Below are 20,414 nucleotides of genomic sequence, written 5' to 3' on the forward strand. Positions count from 1 at the left end.
CTCCTTCCTGCATCTAACAAAACAACAAACGCAGATAATAATATGACAGCAACGATCGATACTCCGCTGGGCCAGCAGTTACAACAGGCTCAACCTTTTCTATGGCTCAACCCTGCCTACAAGGCTAGCACTGATAATGATCGAGACGGTCTCAGTATCACTGATATCAGGCAGGCTGATCTCCGCTTGCGCCGTTTTGCCCCTTTATTAAAGCGACTTTTTCCTGAACTTGAAGCATCGGACGGAATAATCGAGTCTGCACTACTGTCTGCGCCAGCCCTGCAACAGCACTCTTTTCCTGAACTACCGGGCCGGCTAAAGATAAAAGCTGATCATTCGCTACCGGTAGCCGGCTCGATCAAGGCCCGTGGTGGTATCCACGAAGTATTGTGTCATGCCGAACAGCTGGCATTGGATAATAACCTGATCGATAGCACCTCGGATGACTACCTTAAGTTTGGCCATCCAGCGGCCAAACAACTGTTCAGCAACTATGAAATTGCTGTCAGCAGTACCGGTAACCTGGGACTGAGCATCGGTATTATCAGTGCCGCACTGGGATTCAAAGTCGTTGTACATATGTCAGTGGAGGCCAAACAGTGGAAAAAGGAGCGGCTTCGTAACCGTGGTGTCACTGTTATAGAGCATAGTGATGATTACAGTGCTGCAGTCGCCGCAGGACGGGCGGCATCTGATGCTGATCCAAACAGTTATTTTATTGATGATGAAAACTCTCCCCGACTATTTCTCGGCTATGCTGCGGCAGCTCTGCGTTTGCAGGAACAGCTAGCAGAACAGCAGATTATCGTCGATGCAGAACATCCTCTGTTTGTTTATATCCCTTGTGGTGTAGGTGGCGCACCTGGCGGCATCAATTTTGGCCTGAAGCAGGTATTTGGTCCTGATGTACACGTTTTCTTTGCGGAACCGGTACAAGCACCTTGCGTCCTGCTGGGCATGCAGGCCAATGATAAAGAACATCCAGAATCGGTCTACGATGTTGGCTTAAAAGTAGCGACCGAAGCCGATGGTCTGGCTGTGAGCATGGCATCAGGCTGGGTCTGCTCAGTCATTGAGCCTATGCTGTCGGGTATTTTTACAGTCACAGATAATGAGTTGTTCCGTAATCTGAGCGATCTGTTTCAAAGTGAAGGGTTGGAAGTCGAACCCTCTGCAGCAGCAGGCTTTTCGGGTTTACACCAACTTATCAACACAGACTCAGGTAAACAGTATCTGCAACAGCAGCACTTAGATACCGTAATCAATCAGGCCACTCATCTGGTCTGGACCACCGGTGGATTGTTTGTCCCAGCACAAGAGATGAAGAAATTTCAACAGCGTGGTGCTGAACTAGCCGGGCTGTGATACCAATCATCGCCTATCGGATTCATATTTCCGAAACAGGCGTTGAGCTTTAGTTGAGCTATATTAATCACTAAAGCAGGTTTGTCGGTCACCCACTTGTGACCTGCAAATTTAATATTTCGCTACAAGCGGAAGCTCTCCGGTTCGGGTTCGCCAGGCCATAAGCCTGCCAGGCTGGAGAAATACAATAATTAAGGAGTTCATAATGGAAGCTATCACGTCATTTATCGGCGCGATTAACAGTATCGTCTGGGGGCCGATGATGCTGGTTCTGATTCTCGGTGTCGGTCTGTTCCTGATGCTGGGTCTGAAACTAATGCCGATTCTTAAGCTGGGTACAGGTTTCAAGTTACTGTTTGAAGGTCGCAGCACTAAAGAAGGTGAAGAGAAGGAAGGCGAGATTTCACCTTTCAATGCTCTTATGACGGCACTATCTGCAACAGTAGGTACAGGTAACATCGCAGGTGTTGCTACCGCAGTATTCCTGGGGGGCCCGGGCGCTCTGTTCTGGATGTGGTGTACAGCCCTTGTTGGTATGGCAACTAAATATTCAGAAGCCGTTCTGGCTGTTAAGTACCGTGAAGTAGATGAAGAAGGCAACCATGTTGGTGGCCCGATGTACTACATCAAAAACGGTCTGGGCTCGAAGTGGGCCTGGTTGGGTACGATGTTTGCCATTTTCGGCGCAGCCGCTGCATTTGGTATTGGTAACACGGTACAGTCCAACTCCGTTGCCGACGTACTGCAGTCTAACTTTGGCCTTAACGTTTGGGTCACCGGCGTTATCCTGATGGTACTGGTTGGTGCTGTTCTGATCGGTGGTATCAAGCGTATCGGTCACGTTGCCGGTGCTTTGGTTCCTATAATGGCAATCGCTTACCTGGTAGCTGGCCTGATAGTTCTGGCCATTAATGCTGAAGCGATTCCTGCTGCACTTGACCTGGTATTCACTCACGCATTTACTTCAACAGCTGCTGAAGGCGGCTTTGCCGGTGCTGCTGTATGGATGGCAATCCGTTTCGGTGTAGCCCGTGGTGTATTCTCTAACGAAGCAGGTCTGGGTTCTGCACCTATCGCTCACGCAGCCGCACAGACTAAAAACCCTGTCCGTCAGGGGCTGGTCGCTATGTTGGGTACATTCATCGATACCCTGATCATCTGCTCTATCACTGGTTTGGTAATCATTACCTCCGGCGAGTGGACTTCGGGTGTATCCGGTGCAGCCCTGACATCTGCGGCATTCGCACAGGCCCTGCCAGGCGTCGGTAACTACCTGGTCGCTATATCTCTGGCAATCTTCGCCTTCACTACCATTATCGGCTGGTCTTTCTACGGCGAACGTTGTGTTGAATTCCTGTTCGGGGTTAAAGCTATTGCACCATACCGCGTACTCTGGATCATTGCTGTACCAGTAGGTGCAGGTGTGAGTCTGGATTTCATCTGGCTGGTAGCAGATACCCTGAATGCTATGATGGCGATTCCTAACCTGATTGCACTGGCGCTGTTGAGCCCTATAGTGTTCAAACTGACCAAAGAGTTTTTTGCTGACAAAGCTTAAGAATACATAAGCAATTTAAGTAAATTAAAAGGAGGCTTTAACAGCCTCCTTTTTTGTTTTTCCTCTCTACTGTATTCCAGCGTCACTTTACCGAACCGCCTTCACTGTCTATAACTAAGTAACCAGCAAAAGACTCCCTGCCCTAAAATCAGGAGCTAACTATGAACAACGAAATAAGCCAATTGATGGCAAAAATTTGCGCCAATGAAAGCGATTACCCTTCCAGCTGCGATCTTACCAGTTCCTCTGTGCAGCAATTTAAAGCCGCAGTAGCAACCGATCTTTACGACGACTTGCATACACTGGCGGCTATGCACGGTAAAGATGCCGACTGTATCGCTGCCGATTTGCTCACTATCGCTCTGCGAGAAGCCTTTGCCTGCATGACTCAAGAACAGATAGATATGCTTAAACAGACCCGCCAGGAAAATGAGTTGCAAAGCGCCCAACAACATATGGAAGAACAACGTTTTGATGCTGGCTGTACCTAAGCCCATTAAAAGAATTGTTGATCAAAAGAGTAAAACCGCTGCTAAGCGGTTTTTTATTATTTGCTGATATATAGGTCCGGTTGTCGAGCCACCCGAAACTCATTAGCATTGTTGAACATGAATACCAACAAACTGATCTACATTGCTGATCCACTATGCGGCTGGTGTTATGCCGTCGCCCCTATTATTAAAACCTTAGCGGCAAGCCCAGATCTGCCCAATATTAAACTTTTGCATCGTGGGCTGTTTACCGGCCAAATGACGCGCTGGATGAGTCGCAGCTTCTCAGATTATGTCATGGAGGCTGATCAGCGAATTCAAGAGCTAAGTGGGCAGACTTTTTCGCAGGCCTACAGGGACAATCTGTTCTACCGTAATCATCTGATCTTCGATTCATGGCCCACTGCAAAGGCGACGCAGATCATACGCCGCTATGATGAGAGTAAAGTACTGCCTTTTTTTGAAGCCATGCAACGGGCCCGATTTATAGACGGAAAAGTAATTACTGATGCTTCAGTGCTTTGCCAGTTGGCAGAATCCATTGGTTTACAGGCAGATCAATTCCATAAGAATTTTCACTATGATCCAGATATTGATAAAGAAGCCCGCGACGAACAACGAAAGGCAATAGCACTAATGAATCAGGTCGTGGTTAATGGTGTACCCTGCTTATTACTGCAACAAGGTGACCATATTATGCGTATTCATCACGAGCCCTTTCTGAACAACCCGCAGGGACTGGTAGAACAGCTTTTGGACATAACGGACTAGCATACATGGGCTAAACCAGCTCACTTCCCAGCCCTTCAATGTGCCTGGCTAACAGATCCATAAACAGATCCCTGGGTTTGTTCAACTGACCGGAACGACGGCTGATAGCAGCGATCTGTAATTGATAATAGCGTTGCTCAGGAAGCAACGCTCTCATCCGACCCCGATCAACCCATTGCTGGGCAAATTTTTCGGCCATAAATCCAACATAGACACCCGATAGAATCATGGTGGCCCGGGTTTCATAATAATAGGCCTCGGCAGCCTTATTCATCTCGGCCAGCTGCATACTGGCTTGCGGGTTAGTCTGTACCCCGGCATGTACAAGCTTGCAGTCTTTAAGCGACGCTTCAATCAGGCTCTGATCCTGCTCGCTAAATAATGGATGCCGGTCGCCACAATAGAGCAAAGATTTATCCTGATACATCAACAGAAAATCTAACCCTTCAAGCTCTCTATGATGTGGAATAAAACCCACATCAGCATCACCGTTAATCACCCGCCGTTCAATCTCACCCAGAGGCGCTGTATCAAAGCTGATATAAACATCCGGAGCCTGAGCGGCAAACTCTGCCAGCACCTGATCCAGCCCACAACGCTCATCAAGACTGATGGTATCTGAGGTGAGTATACGCACCTCTCCGGTCATCTGTTGATGCAGAGCATTAACCGTTGAACGAAACTCTGCCAACCGGGAAAACAACTGTTTAGTCGCGTTGTAGATAGTTAATCCCTCTTCCGTAAGAGAAAAACCTGAACGTCCACGGTTACAGAGCTTTAGCTTAAGCCGACTTTCCAGATTCGACATATGCACGGAAATAGTGGAACGGCTGATATTCAGTTCTACCTCAGCAGCAGAGAACCCTCCGCATTCAACCACTGTCTTAAAAACCCTCAGCAGGCGGATCTCGTAATCCCCTACCTTACCCATACTCTGCAGCGCGTTACTGACCATAAAACCACTCAAAATTTAGTTTGATAAACATTAAAGTAAGTATTTAATGTTTGTAATTTATAAGACTTTAACACTGACGCTACTATGTCTCCATCATAAGGCCACTTTTTCCGCCCGATATTGCTATTAATCGACGCATAACAACTGGTCAATACTAATAAACGCAAACTTAGACAAGGTTCTCGCATGAGCACAAACATCAATATGGATGCGTTCTGGATGCCCTTTACGGCTAACCGGGACTTCAAAAACGACCCTCGTATTATTGACCGTGCCGAAGGTGTTATGTATTACACCGATTCTGGCGAAGAGATTCTCGATGCAACCGCTGGCTTGTGGTGTGTCAACGCCGGTCATGGCCGTACTCAGATAGCTGATGCCGTTCACAAGCAGTTACTTAATCTGGATTACGCTTCACCATTTAATTTCGGCCACGAGATCGGTTTTGAATTTGCAAACCGTTTGATTAAGCACACGCCTGATCCGCTCAATAAAGTATTCTTCACTAACTCCGGTTCTGAAGCCGTAGAGACAGCTCTGAAGATCGCCCTGACGTACCAGAAATCCCGGGGTAAAGCAGGCAAAACTAAACTGCTGGGCCGTGAAATGGCATATCACGGTGTGAACTTTGGCGGTATATCTGTTGGTGGCCTGACCCCTAACCGCACAGGTTTCGGACCGCTATTACCGGTTGACCACCTGCCGCACACACTGGATATTGCTAATAATGCATTCAGCAAAGGCCTGCCAGAAAACGGTGCTGATAAAGCTGAAGCCCTGGAACAACTGATCCACTTCCACGGCGCAGACAGTATTGCCGCAGTCATCATCGAGCCAATGAGCGGTGCTGGCGGTGTTATCATGCCTCCTCAGGGCTACCTGAAGCGCATGCGTGAGATCTGTGATCAGTATGACATCCTGCTAATCTTTGATGAAGTTATCACAGGTTGGGGACGTTTGGGCTCTGCTTTTGCCGCAGAAGAATTTGACGTTGTACCGGATATGATTACCTCTGCAAAAGGTATTACTAACGGTGTTATTCCTCTGGGCGCGGTATTCGCTAAAGACGAAATTCACGATCAGATCGTTAACAACGTTGCAGTCGGTGGTATCGAGTTTTATCACGGCTACACCTACTCTGCGCACCCGGTTGCCTGTGCTGCAGGTATCGCAACACTGGATATCTTCGAGCAAGAAGGTTTGCTTACCCGAGCTGGCGGCGAGATCGGTACGCATTTCGAAAAAGCACTGCATAGCTTGAAGAGCGCTCCGAAAGCAATCGATGTGCGTAACTATGGCCTGGTGGGTGCTGTTCAATTTGATGCCTCTGTTGCTGCTAACGGCCCTATCGGTCTGGACTTCCAGAAAGGCTGTTACAAGCGTGGCGTAATGGTTCGCACCATGGGTAACATCGTTGCCTTCTCGCCACCACTGACTATTGAAGCTAATCACATTGATCGCCTTGTTAATGCGATCCGTGAAACTGCGGAAGAGATGTTCGGCTAAGCCATGGCTTTTACCAGTTTAACCTGCCTGTCCCGGGCCGCTCCCAGCGCACCCGGCCAGCTTTATACGGACCTTAGGGTCCGTTTTTTTCTTTTATATGCAAAACGCCAGCACGATAAACTCCCAATCGATTATACTAAGCCATTAGTCAAATTCTGGACTAGCCATTCAGTTTTATATCGATGGATTAGCGCTGAAAATTTCACACACTTCATCGGATACATTTCGGAAACGGTGTGGTCGGTTGCTGTTAAAGTAGTACCCATCTCCCGCTTTCAAATGGTGTATTTGAAAGCCCACGGTTAGCTCTATCTCACCGCTGATAACAATGCCGCCCTCTTCACCCGGATGCTGTAACATCTCAGGGCCCGTATCTGAACCTGGCTCATACCTTTCTTTAAGCAGGTCCATAGAACGGCCTTTGTTTCTAACACCAACCAGAAACAGGTTAACATTATTAGAACCTATATCAGGCATCTCTTCAGGCTTGTAGACCACACTCTCAGGTTCCATCTCTTCGATCTCAAGGGTAAAAAAATCACCTATAGAGATAGGTATACCTGACAGGACTTTTTTCAGAGAACTGACCGAAGGACTCACGCCATTCTTCTCGATCATTGAGATTGTACTATTCGTCACACCTACGCGTTTAGCCAGCTCCCGTTGCGAGAGACCTTTCATTTTGCGTATTGTTTTTAAGCGTTCACCAACGTCCACTGCAGCTGCCTTTTTTATTTTAGTGGTATAAATGACTATCTGGTTACCAGTGAAGCTCTGGCCCTGACCTTAGTCGAGGCCTATTCTGGCATATTTGTCATATACTGCAATATCTGTGCTACAAGACACGCCTAAACCTGCTCAAGAGCTGATGCCAATCAGTTTGCGTGTAAAATATTTTATAGAAACAAAAAAGGCCTGTAAAACAGGCCTTTTTTTACCGAAGTGGATCGGTTGAAGAGTACTTAGTCAAAAGTGATTATAAGCCACCCACCAGGGTGTACTTAATCTCAAGGTAGTCATCCATACCGTACTTGGAGCCTTCGCGGCCAGTACCGGATTCTTTAACACCACCAAAAGGCGCGACTTCAGTAGACAAAATACCTTCGTTAACCGCAACCATGCCATACTCCAGTGCTTCAGATACACGGAACACACGGGCATAGTCCCGGGTAAAGAAGTAAGCAGCCAGGCCAAACTCGGTATCATTCGCCATCTGAACCGCCTGCTCTTCCGTTTCGAAACGGAATAACGGTGCGACAGGGCCAAAGATCTCTTCACTCGCCATGCGCATATCTGGGGTAACATCGGCCACAATCGTTGGCTCATAGAAGTTACCACCCAGTTCATGCGGTTTACCACCGGCAATAATACGGGCACCCTTAGCGACAGCGTCATCAACCATTGCAGTTACTTTTTCAACAGCAGCACGGTTAATCATAGGTCCTTGCTGATATTCACCTTCCAGACAGTTACCTACCTGCATCTTGGCAACTTCAGCAGCATAGCGCTTGGCAAACTCTTCATAGATACCGCTCTGAATCAGCAGACGGTTTGCACAAACACAGGTCTGACCCGAATTACGATACTTAGATGCAATAGCAGCCGGAATAACCTTATCCAGATCAGCGTCATCAAAGATAATCAGCGGAGCATTACCACCCAATTCCATGGATGTTTTCTTAACCGTATCTGCACACTGACGAATCAGTTGCTTACCAACCGGTGTAGATCCGGTAAAGGACAGCTTACGTACCACAGAACTGTCGGTCAGCGTCTTACCAACTTCAATCGGACGCTTAGTGGTTACCACACTAATAACGCCAGCAGGGATACCCGCGCGATCAGCCAGCTCCATCAGAGCCAGAGCAGACAACGGTGTATCTTCAGCAGGCTTGATGATCATAGTACAACCCACCGCCAGTGCAGGCGCACACTTACGGGTAATCATCGCATTAGGAAAGTTCCAGGGCGTGATTGCAGCGGTTACACCAATAGGCTCTTTAGTAACAATGATACGCTTATCAGCAGCATGGGTCGGGATCACATCACCATAAGCACGCTTACCTTCTTCAGCATACCATTCGATAAACGAAGCACCGTACATAACTTCGCCGGCAGACTCAGCAACAGGCTTACCCTGTTCTGCAGTCATCAGTATCGCCAGATCATCCTTATTGGCAACGATCAGGTCGAACCACTTGCGCAACAACGCTGAACGCTCTTTCGCCGTTTTCTTCTTCCAGCTTTTGAAGGCTACTTCAGCTGCAGCAATTGCCGCCTCAGTCTCTTCTGTACCCAGATCCGGAACAGTGGCAATCTGCTCACCGGTTGCAGGATTCAGTACAGGGTTGGTCTCGCCGTTCAGGGCATCAATCCACTGACCGTTAACATAAGCTTGCTGCTTAAGCAGAGATGGATCTTTCAGGGTAATCATGAGCGACTCCAAAAACAAAATTGCCGCCCTGCTGCGACTATAGCGGGACGACAAAATTTGACAGAACTGTAAGTTATTTTTACTGGCACTAAAGGTAGTTTAAAACTTAAGCTACCACCTTCTGAGCCTTCAGTTGTGTGATCTCTTCTTCACTCAGCCCCATCCCAGCCAGAACCTTATCGGTATGCTGACCTAATATCGGAGGAGCTGAATGATATTCAATCGGTGTTTCAGAAAACTTTACCGGATTGGCGACAGCCGGAACCTTGCCGGCAACAGGGTGATCCAGTTCGACCTGCATCTTGCGATGCTTAACCTGCTCATCTTCAAATACTTTATCCAGTGTATTTATCGGCCCGCAAGGAACACCTTTCGCGGACAGATTCTCTAACCACCAATCACTCGGTCGGGTACGCATCAGTTCAGCAACCACGGGGGTCAGATCTGCACGATTTTCTACCCGAAGGGAGTTGGTTAAAAAGGCCGGATTTGTGGCTAAATCAGGTGCACCTGCCAGCTCGCAGAACTTAGCAAACTGACCATCGTTACCCACCGCCAGAATAATATGACCATCACTGGTCGGAAAGGCTTCATAAGGCACAATGTTAGGATGTGCATTGCCTAACCGGGAGGGTGCTTTACCACCAACAAGGAAATTCATCGCCTGATTGGCCAGGGTAGCTACCTGAACATCCAGCAATGCCATATCGATGTGCTGACCTACACCGGTCTCATTACGATGTAACAACGCGGCCTGAACGGCATTACAGGCATACAAGCCTGTCATGACATCAGCAAGTGCGACACCCACTTTCATCGGTTGGCCATCCGGATCGCCGGTCACACTCATCAGGCCACCCATAGCCTGAATCATAAAATCATAACCAGCACGGCTACTGTAAGGACCGTCCTGACCAAAACCAGTAACAGAACAATAAATCAGTTTAGGGTTGACCGCCTTCAGGCTCTCATAATCGAGACCATATTTTTTCAGGCCGCCAACTTTATAATTCTCAATAACAACGTCTACTTCAGTAGCCAGACGTTTAATAAGTGCCTGCCCCTCGGGTGCAGTCATATCGATGGCAATAGATTGCTTGCCCCGGTTTGCAGATTGAAAATAAGCTGCATCACCTGGGTTACCATCCTGGTCTTTAATAAACGGAGGTCCCCAGCCGCGGGTATCATCACCACAACCTGGACGCTCCACCTTAATTACCTCAGCACCAAAATCAGCCAGCATCTGACCGGCCCAGGGGCCAGCCAGAATGCGACTCAGATCCAGTACCCGAATATGGGACAGGGCAGCTGGCATCAGAAGAACGCCTGAATGCCAGTCATTGCACGACCCAGAATCAGGGCGTGAATGTCGTGAGTACCTTCATAGGTGTTAACCGCTTCCAGGTTCATCACGTGACGGATTACACCGAACTCATCAGAGATACCGTTACCACCGTGCATATCACGGGCAACGCGAGCGATATCCAGTGATTTGCCACAGTTATTACGCTTCATCAGAGAGATAAGCTCAACCGGACACTGCTTCTCATCCATCAGACGACCCATCTGCAGACAACCCTGCAGACCCAGACCGATTTCAGTCTGCATATCAGCCAGTTTCTTCTGGATCAGCTGGTTAGCTGCCAGTGGACGCTGGAACTGAATACGATCCAGAGTGTACTGACGCGCAGAAGTCCAGCAGTATTCAGCCGCACCCAGAGCACCCCATGCGATACCGTAACGTGCCTTGTTCAGACAGCCAAACGGACCCGCCAGACCCTGAACTCCTGGTAGCAGGTTTTCTTCAGGAACAAATACATCTTCCATTACGATCTCGCCAGTAATGGATGCACGCAGAGAGAACTTACCTTCAATCTTAGGTGCGCTCAGGCCTTTCATGCCTTTTTCCAGAACGAAACCACGAACTACGCCGTCCAGCTTCGCCCAAACAACGAATACGTCAGATACTGGAGAGTTAGTGATCCACATCTTCGCGCCTTTAACGATGTAACCACCGTCAACTTTAGTTGCGCGCGTCTTCATGTTGTTTGGATCAGAACCAACATCCGGCTCAGTCAGACCGAAACAACCGATCCACTCACCAGACGCCAGCTTAGGCAGGTACTTCATACGCTGCTCTTCAGTACCGTATGCGTAAATAGGGTGCATAACCAGAGAAGACTGTACCGACATCGCTGAACGGTAACCGCTGTCTACACGCTCAACTTCACGGGCAACCAGACCGTAACAAACGTGGTTTACTTCAGCACCACCATACTGCTCAGGCAGAGTAGAACCCAGGAAGCCCAGCTCGCCCAGCTCTTGCATGATTTCAGTGTGGAATACTTCATTACGGTTTGCTTCCAGTACCCGTGGCAACAGCTGACCCTGACAGTATTCGTACGCCGCATCGCGGACCATACGTTCTTCTTCAGTCAGTTGAGTATCAAGTGAGAATGGATCTTCCCAGTTAAATGCAGGCTTCGTAGAAGATTTGCTCATGCAACACGCCTCTTGCTTTGTAGTTATACGCAGTTACCGCTGTCAGTAGCGATAACCACTGAATTAGAGGAACCTGTGAACAAGTCCCAAACGCCTCAGGCTTACAGAGCGGTTCAAGTTTAAGGCAACGGTTACAGGCATGCTTGTTGCCTGGCGAAAACCGTTAACACAGAAATTGAATTGCTCTGTAAGCCCCTCTGGGTGGACATTAAATCGACTTCTTGCTTTGTCAGACAGCTTGGAAATGACTCGCCATTCCACTGCACTGCCTTTCGCGCAATTAGTCAATTTACTGTCCACTGAGAAAGTCTGGAACTTATTCACAGGTTCCTTGGAACAATAACAGCATAATGTTCATTATTTTTTACAAAATCAAGTATCCCGGCATAATCAGGAAATACCCAACTTCGTCCGAGAGTCATACTACCTTCCTACCCTTCAAGTGGTATATGCCCCTCTTAGGGGAGTTCAATATTTAAAGCGATCAAAACAACAATTTAAATTACATTTTTATCCATAAAAACAAATAGTTATTACAAACTAACAAAAAGATCATGACTGCTAAGATAACGCTATCACAAACAATAATAAGGGTTGCGGGCGGCTAGGAGATGAGAGCAGCAATTTAGTCATTCTGGCTACTAGTGAAAACAGGGATCAACGCAGGATCGTCTGAAATTTGACTGCACGTATAAAATTATTAACAAAAAATAAAAGCGGGCATAAACAAAACAGGAGGCCTAAGCCTCCTGTGTAAAATAATAGTCAGAGCTATAAACGCGCTTAGTCGATACCGGCTTTCTGACAGGTACGCAGTATAGTGCGGTATGAAACACCCAGTTCCCGGGCAGCCGCCGTTTTATTACCGTCATTACGATCCAGTGCGGCCTGAATACGCTCAACACTGTGGGTAGGCTTTCTACCTTTATAGGCATTACGCTCTTTGGCCTTTTCAATGCCTTCGCTCTGCTTTTCTTTCACCAGCGCTTTTTCAAAACCGGTCAGCGCTTCGACCAGCTTCAGCATTTTGCCGCTGCCTTCCCGATCCGCCGGATTGAAAGTCAGTCCCTCGTTATGAAACTGAACAGTAACGCCTTTACTGTTAAATTCCCGTACCAGATCACGCAGATCATACAAGTTACGCGCCAGTCGATCGATCGCACTGACATGCAGCACATCACCTTTGCGCACGTATGCACGTAGCTTTCGTAATGCGGGGCGATCAGTATGCCCACTGCGGCATTTATCTATAAACGTTCTTTTCATCTGCTGGCCGATCACTTCCAGCTGAGGGGCAACATCCTGTTCCACCGGAGGCACCCGTAGATAAGCAATATCTGTCATACCTAACCTCATTCCGTCATATTTAGCTCTATGACATACAAGTTTAAAACTAACCCCCTCAAAATAATCAGTGATAAGTTATTGTGCAAGAATCAGACTACCTGTTTTGTGTACATTAATTGTGCAACAACATAACCCTATTAATTACGGTACTTAAAAAGGATTAACATCTGTTAGGATGTACCGATAGAGACCCTAAAGGAAACAATGTGCGCCAAACCCTGATCCGAGCCCTTTACCTCACTGCCGGTATCTTTTTTGTTTTGCTGGGCCTGATAGGCGTGATACTGCCCCTGGTGCCCACAACACCTTTTTTACTGGTTGCTGCCTTCTGCTTTTCTCGCAGCTCTGAACAATTACACCAGTACCTGCTGAACCACCCCTGGTTCGGCCACTTTATCCGAGATTGGGAAGAACACAGTGTTATCCCCCTTAAAGCAAAAATTATCGGCACCAGCATGATGCTATTGATGGTGAGCTATCCGTTAATCTTCAAATCCTTTCACCCGGGTCTGAAAACCTTTGCTGCAGCCACGGTTATTTTCGCCGTCTGGTTTGTCTGGTCCAGACCTTCAGAACGACCTTTATCCGATAAATAAATACAGCAGCAAAAAATTTCAGATCCCCCACTCTGTAAATACAGTTATATAGATGCAACTTACAATCGCCGGACAATATCTACTGCGTTTGAACCTCAGATAACTCAATCCGTTTCCTTATTCTTCAGGAGTTAGCTAGTCTGTAGAATGCATTTGAATAAAAATAACACATGAGCTTGTGGGAGCATCAGCTGATAAGTGATCGCTGATAAGGACATCATTCAGGAGCCAGTTATGGCTATGACTAACTGTGAAAACTGTACGCATGAGATCTCCGATCTTTCGGTGGCATGCATAAATTGTGGTCATCCACTTAACACACGACATAAACACAGCAACGCTTGGGAAGTCGTTAGCCGGGCCAAAACACCCATTAATATTTTTGCCGTCGCCATGATGACCTGCGCTGCAATTCTTGGTATGAGCGCAACACAGGTAAATACCCCGGAATCACTTAAGGCATTTACCTACACCTTACATATTTTTTTAGCCGTTACAGGAATGTTCTTTGTTACCATACTATTTTGCCGAAAGGGTGTTTACCATCCAGATGATCTGGCAAAAGCAAAACGTGAAGGCCTTGACGATCTGGGTGAAGACAAACCGGAAATTGCGGCAATAGCTATTGGATTAATGCTGCTAGCTTATGGCCTGTATCAGGCATTTTTTGTTTAACATTTTAGGTTGAAAAAGCTCAGCACTTTGAACGACCCAGATAATTTTAGCCTTAGCGACTCTTTTCTACCCACTGCTGAGCTTCCTGGCCGATCCAGTCAATAAATGCGGCGGTTTTCCGGTCCGGCTGCTTAAAATCAGGCCAGGCGATATAATAAGCGTAATCTGTCAGCTCAATATCAAACAGCCGGACCAAGGTCCCATTCTGTAATTCCTTCTGAAGCAATAAAGGACACCCAAGCATAATGCCCTGACCGTTCAGAATTGCCTGTAAACGAACATTGGTATCATCGAATATCAAACCGCTTTCGCAGCGCACGGCATCCGCTCCAGCCAGGTCCATCCATTCACGCCATGGCGCATAATCGGTATCATGAATAAAGGTATGTACCGCCAGATCAGATGGCTGCTGAGGCCGACCATGTTCCAGAATAAAAGCTGGACTGCAGACTGGCGTCAGTTCACCTGGAATCAATAGCTCACTATCAGCCCCGGACCACTCCCCTTTACCCCAGATAATCGCAGCATCAATATTCTCCGCGCGAAAATCCGGTGCCATATTGCGGTGAATCAGATCCACCTGGGTATCAGAGTTATCCAGCCAGAAATTTCTCAACCTTGGCGCCAGCCATGAAACTGAGAAAAAGGGCCGCAAAGAGATATGTAAATTCTCCTGTTTTTTTACCGCCATGGTATCCCTGACAGCACCAGCGATCGCCTTAAAAGGCTCATCCAGTGAGGTATAAAGCCGATAACCTTCATCCGTCAACAACATACTTCGGCTGGTTCGGCTGAACAAACGAATACCCAGATACTCTTCCAGAGTTTTAATCTGATGGCTCACCGCCGATGGCGATACCAGCAGTTCATCCGCCGCTTTGGTGAAATTAAGATATTTACCCGCCACGACAAAGGTCTTCAGGGCATTCATCAACGGTATATAAGCCATCAGCCTGCTCCTCAGCTTAAAACAGTTTCAGCCCAATGAGCTAAACCCAATAACTGATCATCTTCACGGGCCCGACCGATAAACTGCAAGCCCAAGGGCAAGCCATTGTCATCCTGCATCCCCGGCAAAGTTACGACAGGTAACCCTAATACCTGCCATGGCCGGCTCATATGCGGCTGACCGGTGCTGCAATGCCCCTGCGGCGCAACGCCCGGTGCAGCCGGTGCCAGTATTGCATCAACACCTTTATGATCAGGGTTAGACCAGAGCCAGTGGCCAATCTTAGCAACTACCTGTAGCGAGTCGAGATAGGTTTCTCGCGCCATCCCGCGCCCCAGTTCAAACAATTGTTGTAAAGCTTCCGATACCTGCTCGGACCGATCCGCTTCATAACACAAATTACGGGTGGCCTCCCAGGCCATAATCTTATGATGATGTTCAACCAGGCGCCGAATCAGGTCGCAGCTATGCATCTCAATCAGCTCCGCTCCCTGTTGAGCTAAACATACGCTGAACTGCTCCAGTGCCAGATCCATTTCAGGATCACTTTCCCCTACCGAGCTCCCTTTACACACCAATATCCGGTAAGGCCGATCCTGCTTAACCAGATCAGTATCAGGTTGCTGCAACAAAATGCTACGTAACAGGCCTATATCTTCCACCCGACGTGAAAACAAACCCAGTGAATCCAACGACTGGGCTAACGGCTGAACACCCCGCAGAGAATACTCGCCACGGGTTCCGACATAACCCACTACTCCGCAATACGCCGCCGGACGGATAACCGACGCAGCGGTCTGAGAACCTACTGCAGCAGGGATCATAAAATCAGCAACCGCCGCAGCTGAGCCACTCGAAGACCCCCCGGGAGTCCGATTCAGATCCTTAGGGTTGCGGGTCTTACCCGGTTTAAAATAAGCAAACTCTGTCGTCACTGTTTTACCCGGCACTATAGCCCCGGCTTTTAACAACAAATTGACACAACTGGCATTATCCGTTGGCTGTCGACCACTATGAATGGTCGATCCCATTTCGGTTGGCATACAGTCAGTATCAATAATATCTTTGATACCTATCGGCAGTCCCTGTAACAGGCTGGCTTTATAAAACGCCTCTTTCTCATAGTACTGTTGCAAGTACTGCTCTCTCGACAGCAGAAAATGCCAGGCCCCAACATCGGCTTGCCGTGCTTCGATCTGATCGTAGCAGGCATTAATCACATCAACCGGAGCGCAATGCCCCTCAGCGATCAGAGCCAGCGCCTGACGTAAACTTAAACCATTCAAAGACAGACTGTTCATAAGCCTGCCTCATTTAGCACATGGCGGAAGAATTCAGCCGGTACATCAACAACACCGCCCCCTATCCGCCCAGCCTCACCACGACTTTCGATCATTCCCAGCAGTACCATAGGGCCAGCCTGATTTTCGACCACCTGACGTGCAGAAGTCATAGCCGGACGGGATCCAAAACCGGAAAGCATACCTGTCAACGCTTTATCGGGACGCCCCAGTGCATCTTCAGGCAGATAGGCTTTCAAGCCTTCGTAAGAAGCAGGTGCACTATTCAATACCTGACCGCCTAAACCAATAAAATCAACTACTGCGCTATCTCCGATAGCACCTAAGGCATTAAGACCGGCATGTACCTCTTCAACAGCACCTTTAATTTCAGGCGCAGGCATAGTAATCCAGTGTCCCGGTTTTGCAGCCACCTGAACACCAAACTCGTAACCATTACCCGCCGCCTTAGTAATCAGAGATGCACCTTCAACAGCTTCAGCAGCTGACATCATCAGACTACTGGCAGCCATCCAGAGATTCAGGGCAAAAGCCATTGCGCCATCCATAAACTCATTAACATCTGTCGGAATCGTTCCTGTATTGGCTTGTTTCAACTGCGCTGCAATCAAAGCAGAACCGGCGATTGTCCGGCCATGGCAATCATCGCCATCAGCCAACGCCGCTGCAATCACCGGTAACAGATCGATAGGTTGCGTTAGTCCGGTAGTAATCCAGCCACTCAGTGAACTATTGAGCCAACTCAGATGGGCCTGCAGCTCAGGATCCAGTTTACCCAGACGGGTACAGTGCACCATACCCTCATTCAGTACCGAGTATTTCCTGGCACCTGGATTATTCGCATCGGCAACCACCATCAGTTGCATCGAAGGCGAAACCACACCTGCCAAAGGCACAACAATACTATGATCCTGTGCAGGTTCTACGCAGATCTCACCCTGCAGAATCATCTGTTTTGCCTGATCGTTAGTTTCGGCCCAACCTTCCCAGACAGCACCAACACAGAGGGAATTCATCACCGGAGCAGGTATGGTATCAATCAATTTAAAAGGAGGGCCGGCATGTAATAAGCGTTTAGATTGATCGGGCAAAACTTCATTCACCCGGCACATTCCGGTCCACTGAGGGCGGCATTGTGATACCCGGTCGAATGCGATCTGATCGGCAGCAGATAACAACATAGAAAGACTCTCCTGACGGCTTACTATCAGCATCGATAGCAGCCGCTTTTTATTATGAATTAGCAGTACTCAAAAAGCCGGCAGATGCCGACATAAAAGGAGGTTTAATCGGCACGCACCCAGCTTTCACTGTTTGCCAGTGCGGCTGATTGAGCAATCCGATTGAGGAAGTCACGTTCGACGGTGGTCCCAGCCAGTGGTGTTCCATTCACCTCAACAACCGCACCACCTGCTGGCTGGAAGATTGCAAACATTTCATGCTCTCCCGTCTGCGTTTCTTCCGGCGGCAGTGCTACAGCAAAAGGCTCAGCCAGATCTTTCCAGATCATACTCAGGGTCGTATCAGTACTTTCAGAATGGGCAATACAGGCTTGCTGCTTCGGATAGTCGGCTTCTGTCTTAAAGCTGGCATCCGCAATATATTCCAGGTTATCCAGGGCAACAGCCGGACGAAATAACCCAAACCGACGCACAAAGTTTTCAACCAGATACCGGGCCAGCTCCAGATTGTCAGTCAGACACTTACGTACCGCCGAGCCATCTTCTTTCTGGTAGGGATTTTCCAATACCAAAATTGCTTCTCCACGGCCGTAATCTGACGCAGCAATACGGAAGTACAGTGACAGTGAAGACCAGTCACCTTCAGGATCAGTTTTCAGATAGATAAATGGGTTATCACCGGTCCAGTCAACCTTACCTGTACGGATAGAATTCATAGCATAGATCCTTATGTAATATTTTTTATAATTAGCGGGTTAATGAAGCAACCAGTCAGGCGCGCGCTTTAGCCTTCGCTCGCAACTGTTCAAAGTCAGAGGTCGGCTGCCAGCCCAGAACCTCTTTCGCTGCACTGCTGGAAAAAACAGATGCCCTGGGATTTTCCTGGAAGCGTCGTGGAATCGTAATTTCCGGCAGATCACCGATCGTTTCCAGATACCAATCCAAAGTAGGTTCAGGGTGCGAAGTATCATCAGCACTCAGGAAGAAAGTCCCATAACGCAAGCCTTCTGTTTTCAGAGCACAGTCAAATGCTGTTGCTACATCTTCAGCAGTGACGTAATAGAACAACCAGTGACGATCAGGTGCATCAACAAATTCAAGATATTGCTCCAGAGTTTCATCCAGCACGACGGCCAGTGGACGTAAGCAGATGACATCCATATCGGTACCATCAACGAAGCTTTTCGCCATCTGCTCCATCAGAATTTTAGAAACGCTGTAAGCCTGAACCGGCTTGTTTTCATGGCTTTCATCAACCGGCAGACAGGTTGGTTTCCAATCCGGACGCATCTCACTCAAACCACAGGCAGAAATACTGGAACAGAGCACAACTTTCTGAACCTTCGCTTCAGAAGCCGCCTGCAACACATGCCAGGTACCCCGCACGTTCACGTCGATATACTCTTCCGGTGCACAGTTCCAGTCATAATCCAGCGCGGCCAGATGCACCACCGCATCAGCACCTTCAAACGCTTTGCGCAGCTGCGGCAAATCCATCACATTGGCTTCAACATACTCAACACCGCTGTCACCCGCGACCAGATCGGCGATAACCACCTCATAATTTTTCAGTAACTGACGGACAACATAGCCCCCCACACGACCGGCACCGCCGGTCACAACAACACGTTTTATAGACATAGAGTTACCTAATTTTCTGCTCAACTGAGCAAACAAAACTTTTCAGATCGGCTTAAAGATCCAGAATCAATTCAGGAGAGATAGCCCGCGAGACACACAACATCATGTAATCGTTATCGGCCCGTTCCTCTTCAGACAAGATCGAATCACGGTGATCAGGCGTACCGGATAACACCCCGGTTTCACACGAACCGCAGACCCCATCACCACAGGATGTTGGAATTTTGATACCGGCTTCTCGCAGTACCGTCAGAGCAGACTGCCCTTCAGGTATACGGATACGTTGTCCGGTACTGTTAATGACTACATCAAAGGCACCACCTGAGCTATCCACCGGCCCTGCTGCGAAGCGCTCGATATCCAGGCTCCAGCTATCGGATTGACCGGCCTGCTCTGCATGCTGTTGCTCAAGCGCATCCAGCAAGGGTTTCGGACCACAGGAATAAACGGACGTCTCAGAATCGCAGCTCGCCAACAGACCTGGCAGGTCGATATAGCCATCCTCTTTATCACCGTTCAGGGTGATACGAGACTGATCATATGACGCCAGTTTATCCAGACATGACATCCGGCTGCGTTCACGGGAAAGGTATACCAGACGCCAGTCCAGTCCGTCGGCTTCAGCCTGCTGGATCATAGGCAGCATAGGCGTAATACCTATTCCACCAGCAATGAACAGGCATTTTTTACGGGGTTTAAACGGAAAATGATTACGCGGTTGTGACACCTTCAGAGTATCACCCGCTTGCAGCTGATTATGAATAAACAGTGAACCACCACGGCCACCCTCTTCGCGTAAGACTGCCACCTGCCACTGACTGCAATCACGATTATCGCTACACAGAGAATACTGACGCAGCATGACATTTTCAGTATCAATTTTGCCAGCAGCATCGGTACAGGTTTCCAGTGTCAGCTCTATATGAGCACCCGGATCCCAGGCTGGCAAAAGTTCATCCTCAAGGGACACCAATGTTAGTCCGACAACATCTTCTGTCAGCTGCTCTTTGGCAGCTATCTTAACCACAATCTGATCATTCTTAGCCATGAGATCACCCTATTCACGCTTCGTTCTGCAGGTCTGCCTGCGATCGAAACCTGCCTCAAAGCTGAGCGGATCCGGTTGGCATAGAACAACCGGA

The 20,414-nt window shown here is 48.3% G+C and carries 19 protein-coding genes; 7 read left to right on the forward strand and 12 right to left on the reverse strand.

All coding sequences use genetic code 11. The features are described from left to right. Positions 1-42 precede the first annotated feature (42 nt). The 4 genes from EHS89_RS02315 to EHS89_RS02330 all read left to right on the forward strand — a co-directional run bounded on the left by EHS89_RS02315 (position 43) and on the right by EHS89_RS02330 (position 4,185). Positions 43-1,365, forward strand: coding sequence for a D-serine ammonia-lyase (locus tag EHS89_RS02315; protein ID WP_124924487.1), 1,323 nt, complete (start codon positions 43-45; stop codon positions 1,363-1,365). A 205-nt stretch (positions 1,366-1,570) separates the two neighbouring features. Continuing rightward, positions 1,571-2,923, forward strand: coding sequence for an alanine/glycine:cation symporter family protein (locus EHS89_RS02320; protein ID WP_124924488.1), 1,353 nt, complete (start codon positions 1,571-1,573; stop codon positions 2,921-2,923). A gap of 161 nt (positions 2,924-3,084) precedes the next feature. After that, positions 3,085-3,414, forward strand: a complete 330-nt coding sequence (locus EHS89_RS02325; protein WP_124924489.1) for a hypothetical protein — start codon at positions 3,085-3,087, stop codon at positions 3,412-3,414. A 117-nt stretch (positions 3,415-3,531) separates the two neighbouring features. Further along, positions 3,532-4,185: a DsbA family protein gene (locus EHS89_RS02330; RefSeq protein WP_124924490.1), complete on the forward strand. Its 654-nt coding sequence runs from the start codon at positions 3,532-3,534 to the stop codon at positions 4,183-4,185. 10 nt (positions 4,186-4,195) lie between these two features. Here EHS89_RS02330 and EHS89_RS02335 read toward each other — a convergent pair whose 3' ends face one another. Continuing rightward, entirely contained in the window at positions 4,196-5,140 is a 945-nt protein-coding gene (locus EHS89_RS02335; RefSeq protein ID WP_124924491.1) for a LysR family transcriptional regulator, read from the reverse strand. A 186-nt stretch (positions 5,141-5,326) separates the two neighbouring features. Between EHS89_RS02335 and aptA the strand changes: the two genes are divergently transcribed. Further along, on the forward strand, positions 5,327-6,646 hold the full coding sequence (aptA, locus tag EHS89_RS02340) for an omega-aminotransferase AptA (protein WP_124924492.1): 1,320 nt from the start codon (positions 5,327-5,329) through the stop codon (positions 6,644-6,646). A 174-nt stretch (positions 6,647-6,820) separates the two neighbouring features. On the opposite strand, the gene EHS89_RS02345 is transcribed toward aptA, so the two are convergent. The 5 genes from EHS89_RS02345 to EHS89_RS02365 all read right to left on the reverse strand — a co-directional run bounded on the left by EHS89_RS02345 (position 6,821) and on the right by EHS89_RS02365 (position 12,926). After that, the gene (locus EHS89_RS02345; protein ID WP_124924493.1) at positions 6,821-7,363 is read right to left on the reverse strand and encodes a cupin domain-containing protein; all 543 of its coding nucleotides are present in this window, start codon (positions 7,361-7,363) and stop codon (positions 6,821-6,823) included. Between the two features lie 259 nt (positions 7,364-7,622). Continuing rightward, a complete protein-coding gene (locus tag EHS89_RS02350; RefSeq protein ID WP_124924494.1) occupies positions 7,623-9,080 on the reverse strand; it encodes an NAD-dependent succinate-semialdehyde dehydrogenase in 1,458 nt (485 codons plus the stop codon). Between the two features lie 106 nt (positions 9,081-9,186). Further along, positions 9,187-10,395: a CaiB/BaiF CoA transferase family protein gene (locus tag EHS89_RS02355; protein WP_124924495.1), complete on the reverse strand. Its 1,209-nt coding sequence runs from the start codon at positions 10,393-10,395 to the stop codon at positions 9,187-9,189. Then, positions 10,395-11,582 (reverse strand): acyl-CoA dehydrogenase, encoded by a 1,188-nt coding sequence (locus tag EHS89_RS02360; protein WP_124924496.1) that lies wholly within the window; start codon positions 11,580-11,582, stop codon positions 10,395-10,397. Before EHS89_RS02360 ends, EHS89_RS02355 begins: the two co-directional genes overlap by 1 nt. A 783-nt stretch (positions 11,583-12,365) precedes the next feature. Next, positions 12,366-12,926, reverse strand: coding sequence for a recombinase family protein (locus tag EHS89_RS02365; protein ID WP_170167388.1), 561 nt, complete (start codon positions 12,924-12,926; stop codon positions 12,366-12,368). Positions 12,927-13,135: 209 nt separating this feature from the next. On the opposite strand from EHS89_RS02365, the gene EHS89_RS02370 reads away from it, so the two are divergent. Beyond that, positions 13,136-13,525 (forward strand): YbaN family protein, encoded by a 390-nt coding sequence (locus EHS89_RS02370; protein WP_124924497.1) that lies wholly within the window; start codon positions 13,136-13,138, stop codon positions 13,523-13,525. Positions 13,526-13,759: 234 nt separating this feature from the next. Continuing rightward, positions 13,760-14,200 (forward strand): hypothetical protein, encoded by a 441-nt coding sequence (locus EHS89_RS02375; protein ID WP_124924498.1) that lies wholly within the window; start codon positions 13,760-13,762, stop codon positions 14,198-14,200. A 52-nt stretch (positions 14,201-14,252) separates the two neighbouring features. Here the strand turns inward: EHS89_RS02375 and EHS89_RS02380 are convergent, their stop codons facing one another. From EHS89_RS02380 to EHS89_RS02405, 6 genes are all read right to left on the reverse strand, one after another. Then, positions 14,253-15,149 carry a LysR substrate-binding domain-containing protein gene (locus tag EHS89_RS02380; RefSeq protein WP_124924499.1) on the reverse strand — a complete coding sequence of 299 codons (897 nt, stop codon included), beginning with the start codon at positions 15,147-15,149 and terminating at the stop codon, positions 14,253-14,255. An 11-nt stretch (positions 15,150-15,160) separates the two neighbouring features. Continuing rightward, on the reverse strand, positions 15,161-16,450 hold the full coding sequence (locus EHS89_RS02385; protein WP_124924500.1) for an amidase: 1,290 nt from the start codon (positions 16,448-16,450) through the stop codon (positions 15,161-15,163). Continuing rightward, positions 16,447-17,631, reverse strand: coding sequence for an oxamate carbamoyltransferase subunit AllG family protein (locus EHS89_RS02390; protein ID WP_170167389.1), 1,185 nt, complete (start codon positions 17,629-17,631; stop codon positions 16,447-16,449). Before EHS89_RS02390 ends, EHS89_RS02385 begins: the two co-directional genes overlap by 4 nt. 104 nt (positions 17,632-17,735) lie before the next feature. After that, complete coding sequence (locus tag EHS89_RS02395) at positions 17,736-18,347, reverse strand: NAD-dependent dehydratase (protein ID WP_124924502.1); 612 nt, start codon at positions 18,345-18,347, stop codon at positions 17,736-17,738. A gap of 55 nt (positions 18,348-18,402) precedes the next feature. Then, positions 18,403-19,272: an NAD-dependent epimerase/dehydratase family protein gene (locus EHS89_RS02400; RefSeq protein WP_124924503.1), complete on the reverse strand. Its 870-nt coding sequence runs from the start codon at positions 19,270-19,272 to the stop codon at positions 18,403-18,405. 52 nt (positions 19,273-19,324) lie between these two features. Then, positions 19,325-20,320, reverse strand: coding sequence for a PDR/VanB family oxidoreductase (locus tag EHS89_RS02405; RefSeq protein ID WP_124924504.1), 996 nt, complete (start codon positions 20,318-20,320; stop codon positions 19,325-19,327). Positions 20,321-20,414: the final 94 nt, after the last annotated feature.

It is taken from the genome of Amphritea balenae, assembly GCF_003858655.1.
GTDB lineage: Bacteria > Pseudomonadota > Gammaproteobacteria > Pseudomonadales > Balneatricaceae > Amphritea > Amphritea balenae.